Source organism: Arthrobacter sp. UM1 (assembly GCF_020483305.1).
Taxonomy (GTDB): Bacteria; Actinomycetota; Actinomycetes; order Actinomycetales; family Micrococcaceae; genus Falsarthrobacter.
In genome coordinates, this window is record NZ_JACWAB010000001.1 from 669,438 (window position 1) to 685,779 (window position 16,342).

The 16,342-nt window shown below is 69.1% G+C and carries 14 protein-coding genes; 4 read left to right on the forward strand and 10 right to left on the reverse strand.

The features are described from left to right. Together H9I38_RS03040 and pseI are read left to right on the forward strand one after the other, a co-directional pair. Complete coding sequence (locus H9I38_RS03040; RefSeq protein WP_226337177.1) at positions 1-1,290, forward strand: lipopolysaccharide biosynthesis protein; 1,290 nt, start codon at positions 1-3, stop codon at positions 1,288-1,290. A 35-nt stretch (positions 1,291-1,325) separates the two neighbouring features. Next, positions 1,326-2,381 (forward strand): pseudaminic acid synthase, encoded by a 1,056-nt coding sequence (gene pseI, locus H9I38_RS03045; RefSeq protein ID WP_226337180.1) that lies wholly within the window; start codon positions 1,326-1,328, stop codon positions 2,379-2,381. Between the two features lie 31 nt (positions 2,382-2,412). Here pseI and H9I38_RS03050 read toward each other — a convergent pair whose 3' ends face one another. The 7 genes from H9I38_RS03050 to H9I38_RS03080 all read right to left on the reverse strand — a co-directional run bounded on the left by H9I38_RS03050 (position 2,413) and on the right by H9I38_RS03080 (position 9,091). Beyond that, positions 2,413-4,023 (reverse strand): bifunctional UDP-2,4-diacetamido-2,4,6-trideoxy-beta-L-altropyranose hydrolase/GNAT family N-acetyltransferase, encoded by a 1,611-nt coding sequence (locus tag H9I38_RS03050; protein ID WP_226337182.1) that lies wholly within the window; start codon positions 4,021-4,023, stop codon positions 2,413-2,415. A 29-nt stretch (positions 4,024-4,052) separates the two neighbouring features. After that, complete coding sequence (locus H9I38_RS03055) at positions 4,053-4,835, reverse strand: cytidylyltransferase domain-containing protein (protein WP_226337184.1); 783 nt, start codon at positions 4,833-4,835, stop codon at positions 4,053-4,055. Further along, positions 4,832-5,959 carry a DegT/DnrJ/EryC1/StrS family aminotransferase gene (locus H9I38_RS03060; protein WP_226337186.1) on the reverse strand — a complete coding sequence of 376 codons (1,128 nt, stop codon included), beginning with the start codon at positions 5,957-5,959 and terminating at the stop codon, positions 4,832-4,834. Before H9I38_RS03060 ends, H9I38_RS03055 begins: the two co-directional genes overlap by 4 nt. Before the next feature lie 5 nt (positions 5,960-5,964). Further along, complete coding sequence (pseB, locus tag H9I38_RS03065) at positions 5,965-6,951, reverse strand: UDP-N-acetylglucosamine 4,6-dehydratase (inverting) (RefSeq protein WP_226337188.1); 987 nt, start codon at positions 6,949-6,951, stop codon at positions 5,965-5,967. 145 nt (positions 6,952-7,096) lie between these two features. Then, positions 7,097-7,993, reverse strand: coding sequence for a glycosyltransferase family 2 protein (locus H9I38_RS03070; RefSeq protein ID WP_226337189.1), 897 nt, complete (start codon positions 7,991-7,993; stop codon positions 7,097-7,099). A gap of 60 nt (positions 7,994-8,053) precedes the next feature. Next, on the reverse strand, positions 8,054-8,401 hold the full coding sequence (locus tag H9I38_RS03075; protein ID WP_226337190.1) for a DUF2304 domain-containing protein: 348 nt from the start codon (positions 8,399-8,401) through the stop codon (positions 8,054-8,056). A 3-nt stretch (positions 8,402-8,404) separates the two neighbouring features. Continuing rightward, entirely contained in the window at positions 8,405-9,091 is a 687-nt protein-coding gene (locus tag H9I38_RS03080; RefSeq protein WP_226337191.1) for a glycosyltransferase family 2 protein, read from the reverse strand. Between the two features lie 108 nt (positions 9,092-9,199). On the opposite strand from H9I38_RS03080, the gene H9I38_RS03085 reads away from it, so the two are divergent. Together H9I38_RS03085 and H9I38_RS03090 are read left to right on the forward strand one after the other, a co-directional pair. Beyond that, a complete protein-coding gene (locus H9I38_RS03085; RefSeq protein ID WP_226337193.1) occupies positions 9,200-11,239 on the forward strand; it encodes a DUF6541 family protein in 2,040 nt (679 codons plus the stop codon). Between the two features lie 95 nt (positions 11,240-11,334). Beyond that, the gene (locus H9I38_RS03090) at positions 11,335-12,540 is read left to right on the forward strand and encodes a glycosyltransferase (protein ID WP_413463504.1); all 1,206 of its coding nucleotides are present in this window, start codon (positions 11,335-11,337) and stop codon (positions 12,538-12,540) included. 16 nt (positions 12,541-12,556) lie between these two features. On the opposite strand, the gene H9I38_RS03095 is transcribed toward H9I38_RS03090, so the two are convergent. The 3 genes from H9I38_RS03095 to H9I38_RS03105 are packed head-to-tail and all read right to left on the reverse strand — an operon-like array spanning position 12,557 to position 16,340. Then, positions 12,557-14,683 carry an acyltransferase family protein gene (locus H9I38_RS03095; protein WP_226337196.1) on the reverse strand — a complete coding sequence of 709 codons (2,127 nt, stop codon included), beginning with the start codon at positions 14,681-14,683 and terminating at the stop codon, positions 12,557-12,559. Between the two features lie 57 nt (positions 14,684-14,740). Further along, positions 14,741-15,478 (reverse strand): ABC transporter ATP-binding protein, encoded by a 738-nt coding sequence (locus H9I38_RS03100; RefSeq protein ID WP_226337198.1) that lies wholly within the window; start codon positions 15,476-15,478, stop codon positions 14,741-14,743. 1 nt (position 15,479) lies between these two features. Further along, positions 15,480-16,340, reverse strand: a complete 861-nt coding sequence (locus H9I38_RS03105; protein ID WP_226337200.1) for an ABC transporter permease — start codon at positions 16,338-16,340, stop codon at positions 15,480-15,482. Between the last annotated feature and the right edge of the window lie 2 nt (positions 16,341-16,342).

Genomic DNA, 16,342 nt, shown 5'->3' on the forward strand with positions numbered 1-16,342 from the left:
GTGGTCTCCACGCGCAGAGACTCGCTCCTCTACCTCATCGGAGCGGCCGTCCAGGGCCTCGCGGCCGTGGTGGTCCAGCCGTTCTCCATCCGCCTCTTCGGCGGCGTCCGCTCGGAGGGGTGGGAGACGACGGCGTTCGCCGTCGCCGTCATGCAGGTGGGCATCGTGGTGCTCTCCGCAGGACTCCCCCTCGCGATCACCCGCGCCTGGCTGGAGCCCGACGGCGGGCCGCTCAAGGCCCGGGCGATCAACGGATTCAACGGCCTGTTCGCCCTCGTCCTCGCCGTGCTCGGCTGCCTCGGCGCGTGGATCGCCGGGGTGGATCCGGCGCTCGTGTGCGCCGTGTGGTCCATGGGCGGCCTCGCCGTGGTGCTCGCCGCCCAGGCTCAGCTGCGCTCCCAGGGCCGCCCCCTCACGTTCGTAGCCCTCGCCGGCGGCTCCTCGCTCGGGGCCCATCTCCTCGGACTCGTCTCGATCGTCCTCTTCCACCCCACGGCGGGGCACTTCATGGGCGGCTTCGCCCTCGCCTCCACCCTGACGGCGCTGGCCGCCCTCCTCGTCACGAGGCCCACGTGGCCGTCCAGGGCCCGGGAGGCGGTGAAGACGGCCGTCGTCGCCGGCCTTCCGCTCCTGCCGCACTCGCTCGCGATGATCCTCCTCTCCCAGGGAGACGCGATGCTGCTGCGGGCCGTGGCGCCCCCGGGAGACACGGGCGTGTACCTCGCGGCGGCCGTCTTCGCCCTGGGCCCGGTGGCCGTCCTCGCGGGCCTCAACAACGCGTGGTCTCCGGCGATCATGAAGGCGGCCCACCACTCCGCCGAGCAGTTCCGCGGCACCGTGGCGGCCACGATGAAGAACGCCGTGCTCGTGGCCACGGGCGTCTCGGTGCTGGGCTCGCTCGGAGCCTGGCTCGGCGTGCTCGTCATCGCGGGCGGGAACCACGAGACCACGCGGATCGCCGCCGTCCTGCCGATCGTGGGCATCGGCTACGCGCTCTACCTCGTGGCGATGTCGGTGCTCTTCGCCCGCCTCGCCACGAAGTCCTTCGCGTGGCTCACGCTCGGCGTCGTCCTCGTCTCCGGCCTCGCCGCCTGGTGGCCGGCCGCGCACGGCGCGCTCGTCGCGGTGGCGGCCGTCAAGGCCGGCGCCTTCGCCCTGCTCGGCCTCGGCTACGCCGCCGTGGCCCGGGCCCGCACTCCCCTGCCGCTCGGCCGGTGGGCCCTCGGGCTCGCCCTCGCCGCCGCCGTTGCGGCCCTCACACTCGCCGTGCTCTCCCTGCTCGGCGCGTAGACTCGGACCCGACTCGAACCACCTGAGGAGTATTCGTGACCCAGAGGACGTACACCGCCGGCCAGGCCCGGATCGGAACCGACGCCGAGCCGTTCATCATCGCCGAGGTCTCCGGCAACCACAACGGGGACCTCCAGCGCGCGCTGGACATCATCGACATGGTCGCCGAGCAGGGCGCCCAGGCCGTCAAGTTCCAGACCTACACGGCCGACACCATCACGATCGACTCGAAGAAGCCGGCCTTCATGATCTCCGAGGGCCACGAGCTCTGGGGCGGCCAGAACCTCTACCAGCTCTACACGGAGGCGCACACCCCCTGGGACTGGCACGAGGCGATGTTCGAGCGGGCCCGCTCCAAGGGGCTCATCCCCTTCTCGAGCCCGTTCGACGCGACCGCCGTGGACCTCCTCGAGAGCCTCGACGCGGACCTGTACAAGATCGCCTCGCTCGAGATCGGCGACCTGCCGCTCCTGCGCCGCGTCGCGCAGACCGGCAAGCCCGTCATCCTCTCCAACGGCGCCGCCTCGATCACGGACATCGACCGCGCGGTGCAGACGATCCGCGCCGAGGGCAACGACCAGATCGTGGTCCTCGCCTGCACGTCCTCGTACCCGGCCTCCCCCGCGGAGTCCAACCTGCGCACCATCCCGGTCATGCGGGACGCGTTCGACGTCCAGGTGGGCCTCTCCGACCACACGATGGGCATCGGCGCTGCGGTCGCCGCCGTCGCCCTCGGCGCCACCGTCATCGAGAAGCACGTGACGCTCTCCCGCGCCGACGGCGGCGTGGACTCGGACTTCTCGCTCGAGCCGCACGAGCTCAAGTCGCTCGTGGACGAGTCCAAGGTGGCCTGGCAGGCCCTCGGCTCGCCGCACCTCACGGTCACGGCCGGCGAGGGCGAGTCCCAGCGCCTGCGCCGCTCGCTGTGGGTGACCGAGGACGTCAAGAAGGGCGAGAAGGCGACGCCGGAGAACGTCCGCTCCATCCGCCCCGCGGGCGGCCTGACCCCCGGCTACACCGAGGTGGTCATGGGCCGCGAGTTCACCCAGGACGCCGAGGCCGGCACGCCGGTCACCTGGGAGATCATCTGACGCTCTGACGAGCGCCGGGCCCGGAGCGGGCTCAGGCCTCGTCGGCGGCGCCGCCCAGCGGCCGCTGCTTGACGAGGCGCAGCCATCGCTCCGGGTCCGCCCCCGCAGAGGGGTCCGCGGGCTTCGGCCCGCCCTCGTAGCCGAGGCTCTCGAAGAGGCGGCGCGAGGCGGGGTTGGACTCCAGCATCTCCGCCACGAGCTCGAGCGGCTCGCCGCGCCGGGCCGCAAAGCTCCGCTCGGCCTCCTGCAGCACCGCCCCGGCCATGCCCTGGCCGCGCAGAGAGGGCGCGACCGTGATGGAGACCTCCCAGGACTCGGGGACTTCGCCCCTGGACTCGGAGGCGCCCGTCTGCCCGGGCGCCTGCGCCTCGGAGGGCTCCCCGAGGCGGTCGAAGCGCACGGTGGCCACAGGCTCTCCGCAGCGCTGCACGATCCACAGGCTCCGGTCCTGGCGGGCAAGCGTGGCCGCGAGCCAGTCCACGTGCGAGTCCCAGTCCAGCTCCCCCTTGGAGCGGCTGACCGCGCGGACCGACTCGTCGTTGCGCCACTCGTAGAGCACGGAGGCGTCGTCGAGCGTGGCCGGACGGGCCGTCATGTCCTCCGCACGGGCGGCGAGGGACTCGGCCCACACGGCGACGATCCGCTCGCCGCCGCGGCCGTCCACGAGGGCCCGGCCGCGATCCGCCATCGCCTCCCGGGCCGGACGGTCCGCGGCGATGCGCCGCAGGGCCTCGACGGCCCGGCTGCGCTCGGGCTCGGGAAGGTCTGCCGGGGCCAGGGGGTCTACGCCGAGTCCGGCCACGGAGCCGAGCCCCGCGGCCATGCCGCTGCCGACGGCGAACGAGTAGTTCTCGGTCTGGTTCTCCACGAGCTGCACGAGCGCCGTCGGGACGCCCAGCGCCGCGAGCTCCCACATCGTGGTGCCCGAGCCGGAGACCACGAGGTCCATGTGCGCGAACGAGCGGGCGATGCCCGGGCCCGGCTTGACCACGACGGCGTCCCCGGCGTCCAGGTCCTCGTGGGAGGACACGACGGTGGTCGAGGCCGGGACGCCGGCCTCCTTCCACCATCGGGCCACACGGGACGTCATGTTGCGCGCGTCCGTGCCGCCCATGACGATGAGGACGCGCAGCGGCGCGCCGTCGTCGGCCTCCTCCCGGCGCTGAAGGGCGACGGGCAGGTCCGCGAGGATCTCGCGGCGCAGCGCGATGGCGCCGACTCCGCGGAGGAGGCGGTGCGAGGAGTCCCACGGTCGCAGCACGCGCTCGGCCCCCGCCGAGGGGTCGACGACGACGTCCGCGGACCGGCGCCCCCACGTGCCGTCCTCCACGTTGGAGAGGAGGATGCCGCGGGCGGAGAGCTCGTCCCGCAGGGCGCCCTGGTCCTCGTAGGAGTCCACGTGGACCACGTCGGCCCGGCGCTCGGCCGCCCACTCGGCGACCTCCACCGGGTCGATCGTCTCCGGGACGGTCAGCTCGAACGCGTGGTCCGAGAGGAGCTGGCGCCCCACCTCGGACTCGATGCGCGCGAGGAACTCGACCGTGTGTCCGGCCGCCACCGCGGCGTCTGCCACGGAGACGGCCCTGAACACGTGTCCCAGGCCCTGCTTCTTGGTCGAATCGCAACGGAAGACGACGTGCATGCGGCGGCTCTCCTCCTCGGACCTGCCGGTCAGCCCGCGGTGAGGGGCTTCTGCTCGATGTGCGCGTTGAGGGCCACGATGTCCGGGTTCTCCTCGAGGACGTGCAGGATGCCGCGCCACGAGGGGATCTCGGTGCCGATGTGCGCCACCACCGCGTCGAGGAGCTGGGCGTCCTCGTCCGTGTCGAGGGTGACGCGGAAGTGGTTGTAGGTCGGCGTGAACGTGAGCGAGCCCCGAACGAAGGGCGAGCCCTCCTCGTACACCGCGCTCGTGACGTGGGCCCGGTGGTGCGGCTCGGTGCGCTCGTCCGCCTTGAGCAGCGCCGAGGAGCGCACGAGCTCCACGTCGAGGCCGCGGGGCAGGGAGCGCTGCTGCGTCGTCGAGACGTAGTCCACGGCCTGGTCCTGCCGCCAGATGGAGACCACCTGGGAGATGACCTGCGGGTCGAGGAGCGGGCAGTCCGCCGTGAGGCGCACGATCGCGTCCGCGTTGGTCATGCGGGCGGCCAGGAGGAAGCGCGAGAGCACGTCGTCCTCCGAGCCGCGGATGACGCGGACGCCGTACTCGTCGGCGAAGTCCTCGATGAGGTCGTCGTCCGGAGAGTCCGAGGTGGCGATGACCACCTCGTTGATGCCCTGCGCGGCCCGGGCCGCACGCAGCACCCACGCGAGCACCGGCATGCCGCCGAGGTCCCGGAGGACCTTGGCGCGCAGCCGGGTCGAGCCCACGCGGGCCTGGATGACGGCCACCACGCGGGGAGCCTCGGCGATGTTGATGCGCTTGATCTGCTGCGTGTTGAGGTCGTAGCTCATTCGCCGACGATCTCCAGCACGTTCTCGATCACCATGTCCGCCTGGCTGTCCGTCAGCGTCGCGAACAGCGGGAGGCTGATCTCCTGACGGTAGAACTGCTCCGCGTTGGGGCACATGCCGCGCTTGTAGCCCATGTCCTCGAAGACCGGGTGCCAGTAGCTCGGGATGTAGTTGACCTGCACGCCGATGCCCCGGTTCCGCAGCTCCTCGAAGATCGCGCGGCGGCGCTCGGCCTCCACGCGCAGCGGGTAGAGGTGCCACATGGGCGAGGCCCCCTCCTTGACGCCCGGGAGCGTCAGGTTCGGGTTGCCCTGGAAGGCCGCGTTGTAGCGGTCGTGGATCTCCTGCCGCCGGGCCTTGTAGGCCCCGAGGCGGGCGATCTGGCTCGTCCCGAGCGCGCAGAGGACGTCCGGGAGACGGTAGTTCAGCCCGAACTCGTGGACCTCCTGGTGCCACGGCCCCTCGTCCGGCATCCGCATCTTCTCCCGGTCCCGGACGAGTCCGAGCCCCTTGAAGTTGCGGGCGCGGGCGGCCAGGTCCTCCCGCGGGGTCACGACGGCGCCGCCCTCCGCGGTGGTCAGGTTCTTCGTGGGGAAGAACGAGAAGGTCGTGAGGTCCGCGAGCTGTCCCACAGGGACCCCGTTCAGCGTCGAGCCGATGGAGTGCGCCGCGTCCTCCACGTAGAGAGCGCCCGCCTCCTTCGCGATCCGCTGGAACTCCGGGGCGTCCACGGGGTGGCCCGCGTAGTCGACGGCGGCGATCGCCGTGGTCTTCGGCGTCACGGCCGCCTCAGCGGCCTTCGGGTCGAGGTTGCCGGTCTCCGGGTCGATGTCCGCGAAGACGATCTTCGCGCCGTGCTGGCACGCCGTCGACTGGGTCGCGACGAACGTCATCGGCGTGGAGACGACCTCGTCCCCCGGGCGGATGCCCGCGGCGGCGTAGGCCGTGTGCAGCGCTGCGGTGCCGCTCGTGACAGCGGTGGCGTGCGCCCCGCCGGCGGCCTCGGAGATGGCGGACTCGAACTTCGCGACCTCGGGGCCCGTCGTCAGCCAGTCGCTCTTCAGCGCGGCGACGACGGCCTCGACGTCCTCGGGCTCGATGTCCTGGCGGCCGTAGGGAAGCATGCGGCTCAGAGCCCTTCGGCTGCGAACATCTCGCGCAGCTTCTCGACGGAGAGGAAGACCTCGTTGTCGTCGGAGGAGTAGCTCCAGCCGTCCGTGACGAGCTCGGCTCCCTCGGGGCGCTCGTAGCCCCAGCCCTCGAGATGGGGCTCGACGATGTAGCGGTCCCCCACGGAGACGGTGCGCCGCGAGTCGTCCGCCGCGATCATCTCCTCGTGGAGCTTCTCGCCCGGGCGGATGCCGATCTCGTGGACCTTGGCGTTCTCGTCGACGGCCTTCGCGAGGTCGTGGATCCGGATCGAGGGGATCTTCGGGACGTAGAGCTCGCCGCCCTGCATGATCTCGAAGGAGTCGAGGACGAACTTCACGGCCTGCTCGATCGTGATCCAGAAGCGGGTCATGCGGTGGTCCGTGATGCCGAGCGACTCGCCGCGGGCGGCCATCGCCTTCCACTTCGGGACGATCGAGCCGCGGGAGCCCATGACGTTGCCGTAGCGGACCACGCAGAAGCGGGTGTCGTAGGCGGCTGCGTAGTGGTTGCCCGAGATGAAGAGGCGGTCGGCGCAGAGCTTGGTGGCGCCGTAGAGGTTGACCGGGCTCGAGGCCTTGTCCGTGGAGAGGGCCACGACCTTCTTCACGCCCTGGTCGATCGCGGCGTCGATGACGTTCTGCGAGCCGCGGACGTTCGTCTCGACGAACTCGAACGGGTTGTACTCCGCCGTGTCGACCTGCTTCAGCGCCGCGGCGTGGATGACGTAGTCCACCTTGTGGAAAGCGCGGTTCAGGCGGTGACGGTCGCGGATGTCGCCGATGAACCAGCGCAGACGCGGGTCGTCGCCGAACATGTTCCGCACCTCGAACTGCTTGAGCTCGTCACGGCTGAAGATCGCAAGCCGCCGCGGGTTGTGGTTGGCCAGGATCTCCTTGATGAGAGCCTTGCCGAGCGAACCCGTGCCGCCCGTGATCAAAATCGATGCACCGTCCAGGAGGGACATGCGCTCACCTCTGCCTTCGTGTCTTTCAGATGGGGAAACGGCTCGTCTCGCTCGTCCGCGGAGGACTGCCACGAAGGCGTGTCGCGCAGGGCTGAGAGAGGAGCCAGAGCTCTTGCCAGACTAACAGCGTCCGGTCAGAGCGTGGTCAGGGTCGGACGACGTGGCCGGCCAGCGCCCGCAGGCCCGGCCACATCTTCTTGGAGACGACCTTCGGCAGCAGCGAGGCCGCGTTGAGCCGGGACGTCACGTGGATGCGAGCGGCGCGCGCCGCCGAGGTCCATCCGAGCGCGGTGAACTCGCGCACCTTCTCGTCGAAGAACCTGCGCTCCTCGACGAACCGGCGGCCGTCGAGCGCGCGGACCGAGCTGTCCGACTCGCGGTGGCGCCGGTACTGGAAGCACACCGTGTCCGTGACGAACATCCGGCCGCCGTCCATGATGATGTCGAGTGCCAGGGCGAGGTCCTGGACGACGTCGTAGCCCTGGCGGAAGTTGTGCTTCTTCAGGGCGGACGAGCGCCACGCAACGGACGGGAAGTACAGCCAGTTGCCGTCGATGAGGTTCGCGGCCAGCGGCTCGCCCTCGACGACGGCCTGTGAGGAACGCCCCACGAGGGCCCGGCGCATGCCGGCCTTGATGCGGTCCACGAGCGGGAGGTAGACGCGGCCGTGCTCGTCGATGACCTCGATGCCGGGCTGGACGATGTCGATCGAGGGGTCCTCGAAGCCGCGGCGCACCGTCTCGAGGTAGTTCGGCTTCATGATGTCGTCCGCGCCCATGACCACGGCGATCTCGTGCTGGATGAGGCCCACGCACTTGCGGTAGTTGCCGTTCGCGCCGAGGTTCGTCTCGTTGCGGTGGTAGACCACGCGGCTGTCCCGCGAGGTCAGCTCGTCGAAGTACGCCGGGAGCGACTCGTCCGGGTAGCCGTCGTCGACGATCGTCAGCGTGAAGTCGGTGTCCGTCTGGGCGAGGACGGACTCGACGGCGGCCTTCATCATGGCGACGTCCCCGTAGTACGGGAACATGACGTCAATGGTCACGCGCTTCTCTTTTCGTGGTCGGGAAACGGTCGGACTTCTGCCCCGGCGGTGTGCCGCGGGCTACTCCTCGAGCCAGGGCTTGCGCGCCTCCTTGAGCGCGATCCTGCGGGAGAGCTTGGTGAGGGCCACCTCCTGCGCCCGGAAGCGCTGGTAGGTGGACGCCATGAAGATGAGGAAGGTGACGATGAACCCGTAGAGGACGAGGTCCGTGCCGCGGCCGATGCCGAGCCAGCTCGCGACCGTCTGCAGGAGCTTCGGGAAGAAGATGGAGACGACGGCGGCGAGCGCGAAGAGCATCGTCATCATCCGCCGGATGGCCATGTGGCGGGCGTTGGAGGACCCGCGCATGAGGACGAAGGAGAGGAAGATGACACCCGTGACGAGGATGAGCTGGACGACGATCTGCATGGATTACCTCAAGAAGAGCTCGGCCAGGATGTTGACGGAGTTCAACAGGGACTGCCCCTTGGCCTTCGAGTAGTCGGTGTAGATGATCTCCACGGGGTGCTCCACCCAGCGCGGCTTCATCTCGGCGAGCTGGTGGACCAGCTCGGAGGCGTGCGCCATCCGGTTCTGCGTCAGGTTGAGCCGGCTCACGACGTCGCGGTTGATGGCCCGCAGCCCGTTGTGGGCGTCCGTCAGGTTCATGCCCGTGGCCATGCGGCTCTGCAGCGCCGCCGTCTTGAGGACCAGGCGCTTCATCGGGGCGAGCTTGGTGCGGGAGTCGAGGAAGCGGGATCCGAGCACCACGTCCGCCTCGCCGGAGTCGATGCGCTCCACCATGGCGAGCGCGTCCTCGAGGCGGTGCTGGCCGTCCGCGTCGAACGTCACCACCGAGGTCATGTTCGGGTCCTCCAGGGCATAGGACATGCCCGTCTGCAGCGCCGCACCCTGGCCGAGGTTGATGGGGTGCTGGACCACGACGGCGCCGGCTGCGGCGGCGATCTCCTGGGAGCCGTCCGAGCTGCCGTCGTCCACGCAGACCACGTGGGGGAACTGAGGCAGGATGTGACGGATCACGTCACCCACGACCGATGCCTCGTTGTACATCGGGATCACAATCCACGCACGACTCACAGATTCGAGTATTCCATACATGCCTCCTGGGACTCCGGTGCGGACACGGGCGCCCCCGCGAATCGTGACCCACGTGGCATAGAGTTGAAGGAAGCCTTTCCGTCTCCGAAGAAGAATGAGCGAGCGTCGATGAGCTGGATGCACACGGTTCCCTATCTCCTGGGGCTGACCGCCTTCCTCTTCCTGCCGGGCATCGTCATCCTGAGGGCGAGCGGCGTGCGCGGTCTGGGCGTGTTCGCCTTCGCGGTGCCGGCCACGACCTCCGTCGTCGCCGTCTTCGCGATCCTGGCGGGGCTCCTCGGCATCCCGTGGACGGTCCCGACCTTCCTCGTCGGAGCGCTCGTCACGGCCGTGCTGGCCCTCCTGACGCGGTTCGTCATCGCGATCGTCAACACGGACATCTCGACCCCGCACTCCTCGGACCGCATGGACACCCCGGTGGTGCGCCGCCTCCAGTCCTTCCGGTGGGGAGTGGACGTGCCCGTCGCCCTCATCTACATCGCGGCGATCGCCCTGCCGGCCTTCGCGATCTTCTACCGCTATGCCAACGGCTTCGGCAACGTCGAGCGCATCTCGCAGACGTTCGACAACATCTACCACCTCAACGCGATCCGCACGATCATGGACACCCGGGACGGATCGTCGCTGTCCCTGGGCAACCTGACCCCGGAGTCCCACGGCTTCTACCCGGCCGCGTGGCACGACATGGTCGCCCTCGTCGCGAACCTCCTGCACCTGTCGATCCCGGCCGCGATCAACCTGACGAACATCGTCATCGGCAGCCTCGTCTGGCCGCTCTCGCTCCTCTTCCTCATGACGAGGATCACAGGACCGCGCCTTCTGCCCATCGTCCTCACGGCCGCGCTGGCCCCGGCCTTCCCGGCGTTCCCCTACCTCATGGTCGAGTTCGGCGTTCTCTACCCGAACCACCTGGCCCTCGCGATCCTTCCCGCGGCGCTCGGCGCGGTCCTCCAGCTGCTCGGGATGACCCAGGCGGACACGCCGACCTTCTGGCCCGGCCTCGTCTCGCTCGTCGGCTCGCTGCCCGGAATGCTCCTCGCCCACCCGAGCACGCTGCTCGCCTTCATCGCGTTCGTCATGCCGATCATGGTGACCAAGCTCTGGTGGATGTTCCTCGCCCGGGGCCGCTCCGCGTCCGACCGCAGGGGCTTCCGCGCCTTCGCCGTGTTCTTCGGCGCCTACGCCGTCGTCGGACTCCTCTGCTGGATCTTCATCCGCCCGCCCAAGGAGTCCTCCCCCTGGCCGCCGTTCCAGAGCCCCGCGCAGGCCACCGGCGAGGTGCTCGCGGGCACGCCCATGGGACTGCCGGGCGGAACCCTCATGTTCGCCATCACGACGACGGGCGTCCTCTTCCTCCTGCTGGCCCGGCGCCAGCGCTGGGTGGTGGGCATGTTCCTCATGGGGGCGTGGCTGTACGTCGTGAGCTCGTCGCACCCCTTCAGCGACTTCAGGACCTTCTTCACCGGCAACTGGTACAACGACTCCAACCGGCTCGCGGCCCTGCTTCCGATCGTCTCGGCGCCCGTGGCAGTGCTCGGCGCGGAGTTCGTCATCCGGTGGGTCACGAAGACGGTGATGCAGTCGGCCCTCTACAGCCGCCTGGCCGAGACAAAGCTCACGTTCCTCAACAACCGCCTCGTCGTCTCAGCCGCCCTCGCCCTCGTCCTCATCAGCGGCCTGGCCCTGGGCAGCCAGTCCGGCGCGGTGACCGCCGAGCAGAGCAAGCTCAACGGACGCTACTACTTCGCCCCAGACTCCCGGCTCCTCTCCTCGGACGAGCGCGCGCTGCTCGACCGCCTCCCCCAGCACGTTCCGGCCGGCGACACCGTCGTGGGAAGCCCGTGGACCGGCGCATCCCTTGTCTACGCGATCTCCGACCGCGAAACGCTGAAACCCCATATCTACGGAAAGATCTCACCGGACGCGCAATATCTCATGGACCACTGGGAAGAGGGCCCGTACCGGAAATCTGTGTGCGACGTCATCAAGAGAAAAAAGGCATTCTACGCATTAGACTTTGGAGGGCTTGAGGTCCACGACGGAAGCCACCCCACCCCAGGGCTGGACTATCTGGACGGATCCGCAGGCGTGAAACTCATCGACCAGCAGGGGGATGCGAAGCTGTACCGCATGACCGCCTGCCATTAGTCAACGATATGGAAAACACGTTGTCGAAACCGATCCTCGAGATTGTCATCCCCGTCTACAACGAAGAACACACGATTGAGCATGCTGTTCGCCGCTTGAACGCATACCTTGACGAGTGGGTTCCGTATTCCGCGATCATCACCGTGGCGGACAACGCCTCCACTGACTCCACCCTGGACGTGGCCGAGCGGCTCTCGCGCGAACTCGAGCGCGTGGACGTGCTCCACCTCGACCAGAAGGGCCGCGGCCGCGCGCTGAAGCAGGCGTGGACCGAGTCCCGCGCCGAGGTGGCCGTCTACATGGACGTCGACCTCTCCACGGATCTCCGGGCTCTCCTGCCCCTCGTCGCCCCGCTGATCTCCGGCCACTCCGATCTGGCGATCGGCACCCGCCTCTCCCGGCACTCGAAGGTGGTCCGCGGCCCGAAGCGCGAGTTCATCTCCCGCTCCTACAACGCCATCCTCAAGTCGACCCTCGCCGTCTCGTTCTCGGACGCGCAGTGCGGCTTCAAGGCGATCCGGACCGACGTCGCCCGCACCCTGCTTCCGATGGTCGAGGACAACAACTGGTTCTTCGACACCGAGATGCTCGTCATCGGCTCGCGGGCGGGGCTGCGCATCCACGAGGTCCCGGTGGACTGGGTGGACGACCCTGACTCCCGCGTGGACATCGCAGCCACCGCCATGGAGGACCTCCGCGGCATCGCCCGCCTCGCCAAGGGCTTCTCCAAGGGAAGCATCCGCCTCGAGGACCTCTCCTACGCCGTGGCGCACCGCACCGCGCACGAGCGGGAGGCGATGCCCGAGGTCCGCAGCGGCCTCCTCGGCCAGATCCTGCGGTTCGGCATCATCGGGGCCGCCTCGACCCTCGCCTACATGGTGCTCTACTGGGCGCTGCGCATGGGCATGTCAGCCCAGGTGGCGAACTTCCTGGCGCTGCTCATCACGGCAGTGCTCAACACCGCCGCCAACCGCCGCTTCACGTTCGGCGTCAAGGGCGGCCAGGGCGCCCTCAAGCACCACCTGGGCGGGCTCGCGGCGTTCGGCCTGGGCCTGGCCCTCACGAGCGGCTCGCTCTTCCTTCTCAAGGCGCTCCACGCGGAGGCGCACAAGGGGCTCGAGCTCTTCGTCCTCGTCGTGGCCAATCTCGTGGCCACCCTCATCCGCTTCCTGACCCTCCGCCTGCTCATGAACCGGGACTCCCGGCATGTGGACGAGCACGTGGCCCATCCGGACGAGGACTCTGAGGACCGCCGCCTCGGCGCGAGCCTCGACCGCGAGGAGGCGGGCCAGGCCCGCTAGCCTCCCAGCGGCTCGCCTACGGCGAGTCCTTGCGCCCGGTCATGAGCTCGTCCAGGTACGGGCCCATGAGCCGGGCGTATTCGCGGTTGAGGTGGTCCTTGTTGTAATAGACGGCCACTCCGCCCGCAGCCGCATAGCAGCGCTCCTCGTCGCAGAAGGCCTTGGTCGTGTCGATGAGCCTGATCCGCGGGTCGTCCGCTGCCTTCACCGCCTCGCGCAGCGGGTCCGGTGCCAGCGCCTTGGACCGCGGCACGGCGCACTTCTCAGGCGACTCCGCGTTGGTCGGCAGACAGGTCTCCGAGCGCAGCGGCGCGTTGACGGGCGGGTCGGCCAGCACGTCCACGGGGATCCCCGCGTCTGCCCACTGCTTCCAGAAGACGGGGAGGCCGCGCTTCCAGACGCCCGCCTCCGTCTCGCCCGGGCCGGTCTCCACGTGCTCGGCGCGTGAGTAGAGCGAATACGCCACCCGATCGGGTTTGACCTGCAGGACCCGGTCCCGCATCGCCTTCGCGGTCTGGCGGCAGCTCTCTCCGCCGTCCGGGGCGGGAGAGGTGTACCCGGTGTAGGGAACGTCGGCCACAGCGCATCCGCCCACGAAGAGGGAGGTCAGCTTCCAGTGGTTGCGCCGTGCGACCTCCTCCAGGCCTCCCTGCCAGTGCTGCGCATGGGAGTCGCCGATGAGGTAGACGGTCTTCGCCTTCGGGTCTCCCCCGCTGAAGTCGCAGGAGAACTCGGAGATCTTGCCTGCGACCTTCACTCCCGTGCCCTTGCACTTCTCGTCGATGCGCCAGTACTTGTTGGCCTCCCCCATCGCCGTGAACTCCACCGGCTTGTTGAGCGTGGAGCACCCGGGGCTCACGAGGGAGTCCGGGCCGACGCAGCGGTCCGGCTTGACGCTGTCCTGGGCCTTGCCCGCCTGGGCGGCCACTGCCTCCGCATGCTGGGACTGGCCCCAGCCCACGGCGCCGATGAGGCACATCGCGGCCGCCGTCGTCGCGAAGACCCTCCAGAGAGGCGCGTCGACGCCGGCCCGCTTGCCCCACGGCTCGACCCAGCGGAAGGTGGCCTCCGCGAGAAGCCAGGTGGCCAGGAGGATGAAGACGCTCCGGAGGTGCCCGGCGTGCTCGCCGACGACGAACGGCGCGATGACCACGAGCGGCCAGTGCCACAGGTAGACGGAGTAGGAGATGTCCCCGAGCCGCTGGACGGGGTGGAACCCGTAGAGCGCGGCGGCCGGCTGCGGTACCCGCATGAACGTGCCGACGGCGATGATGAGCGCCGTCGAGGCCACAGGCAGAAGGGCCGCCACGCCCGGGAAGCGGGTCTGCTGAGTGTAGGTCAGGGCGGTGACGGCGATCCCCGCCCAGCCGGCCGCCGTGAGGACCAGTCCCGCGAGGCTGCTCCAGCGTCCCTCGAGGCGGACGCCCCGGCGGGAGGCGGCCATGCCGAGCCAGCCGACGAAGCCGCCGACGGCGAACTCCCACAGACGGCCCGGCGTGGCGAAGTACGCGGCCTGCTTGAACTCGGTGATCCACCACTCCGAGAGGGGCAGGGACACGAGGAGCACGAGAACGAGGGCGGCGAGGACGCCGCGGCTGCTCGGCACGAGCCAGGGGCGCTCGGGGTCGCGAGCGGCTGACCGGCGGACCCGTGCGGCGATCCACACGGCCGCGATGAGGAGAACGGGCCAGAGGGCGTAGAACTGCTCCTCGACGGAGAGCGACCAGTAGTGCTGCGCCGTCGAGGCGAGGTTCTGCGACGCCGAGTAGTCCACGGCGTCGGCCGCGAGGCGCCAGTTCTCCACGTAGAAGGCAGCCGCGATGATCTCCTGCGCGTTCTGAGGCCAGCGGCTGAACGGCAGGAGGGTCCAGACGAGCACCGCGGAGACGAGCAGGACGGTGAGGGCGGCGGGGAGCAGGCGGCGGATGCGCCGGGCGTAGAACCTCCCCAGCCTCACCCGGCCCGTCTCCTCGAGCTCCCGCATCAGGTGGGTGGTGATGAGGAAGCCTGAGATGACGAAGAAGACGTCGACGCCGACGTACCCTCCGTGCAGCCGGTGGGGCCACACATGGTGAGCCACCACCAGGAGAACGGCGAGCGCGCGCAGCGCCTGGATGTCGGTCCGAAAGCGTGGGTGGGCCATAAAGGGGAAAGCGCTCTTTCGTTCGGGCTCAGGGGCGGCTCCCTGGCGGGGTCGGGATCAGCGGTCGGCGCGCATGCGGCGGACGGCCTCCTCGATGGGGCCGTCGAAGAGGAGGTCTCCGTGTTCCAGCAGAACGCCTCGCTCGCAGACGGTCGAGACGAGGTCGAGATCGTGGCTGACGACCACGAGCGTCTTCCCCGCGGCGGAGAGCTCGCGGATCTTGGCGATGCACTTCCGCTGGAAGGGCTCGTCTCCGACGGCGAGGATCTCGTCCACGAGAAAGACATCGGGATCCGTGTGCACCGCGACGGAGAAGGCGAGGCGCAGGTACATGCCCGAGGAGTAGAACTTCACCTCGGTGTCGATGAACTGGCCGATCTCGGAGAACTCGACGATGTCGTCGAACCTCTCCTCGATCTGCTTCTCGGTCATGCCGAGGATGGCTCCGTTGAGATAGACGTTGTCGCGTCCCGTCAGGTCGCCGTGGAAGCCCGCTCCCACCTCGATGAGGCCGGCGACCCGTCCACGGGTGCGGATGCTCCCCGCATCGGGCTGCATGACTCCGGAGATGAGCTTGAGCAAGGTCGACTTGCCGGAGCCGTTGAGCCCGAGCAGGGCCACGGTCTCGCCTTGGGAGACCGTGAGGTCGGCCTTCTTCAAGGCGGAGAACTTCTCGGAGAGGTCGCCCTTGCGCCCCTTGATGAGCCAGACGAACGCCTCCTTCACGGATCGGGTGTGGCGGAGCACGAAGTCCTTGCGGACGTTCTCGACCTCGATCACCGTGGGGCGGTCCACGTCAGAGTTCCTGTGCAAAGTCACCCTCCAGCTTCCGGAACGCGAGATCGCCCAGAAGGATCGTGATCACCGAGATGAGGAGCCCGACGGGCAGGTACACGGTGTAGAGGTGCGGGGGCATGAGCGGCGCGGGCAGCGTCGGGTCGTAGAAGCCGTGGTGGAACAGCTCGACGGCGACCGTCAGCGGGTTCGACTCGTAGAGGTGGAAGAGCCACCCGGGCATCGCGTCCTTGGCCATCGGCCACATGTAGAGGACCGGCGACGCCCACGTCACCACCATGTTGAGCATGTCCACGAGGTTCTCCGAGTCCCGGAAGAAGACGTTCGCCGTCGCGAAGAGCAGCCCCATGCCGGTGGAGAAGAGCGCGACGATGACGAATCCCGCCACCACGGAGAACAGGCTGCCGAGAGTGGGGTGCCATCCCACGAGCAGACACGCGCCGAGCAGGATGAGGAGCTGCGGCAGGAAGTGGACGGTGGCCACCCAGACCGTGGAGATCGGGAAGAGCTGCCTCGGAAGGTAGATCTTCTTGATGAGACCGGAGTTCTGCACCATGGAGCGGGCGCCGTTGCCGAACGCCTCGGTGAAGAAGTTGATGATGACGATGCCGGAGAACAGGTAGATGGCGTAGTTCGACTGCCCGTGGTCCAGCTTCAGGAACTTGCCCATCGCGATGTAGAACACGAGGAACTGGATGCCCGGCTTGATGTAGGACCAGAAGATGCCGAGGACCGACCCGCGGTAGCGGACCTGGATCTCCTTGCGGACGAGCAGCTTGAGCAGGAAGCGGTGCGTGAAGACGTCCTTCACGCCCCGCCCCTGCCCCGGCTCGACGAGGGGCTGCGTCTGGGCGAGGCTCATGG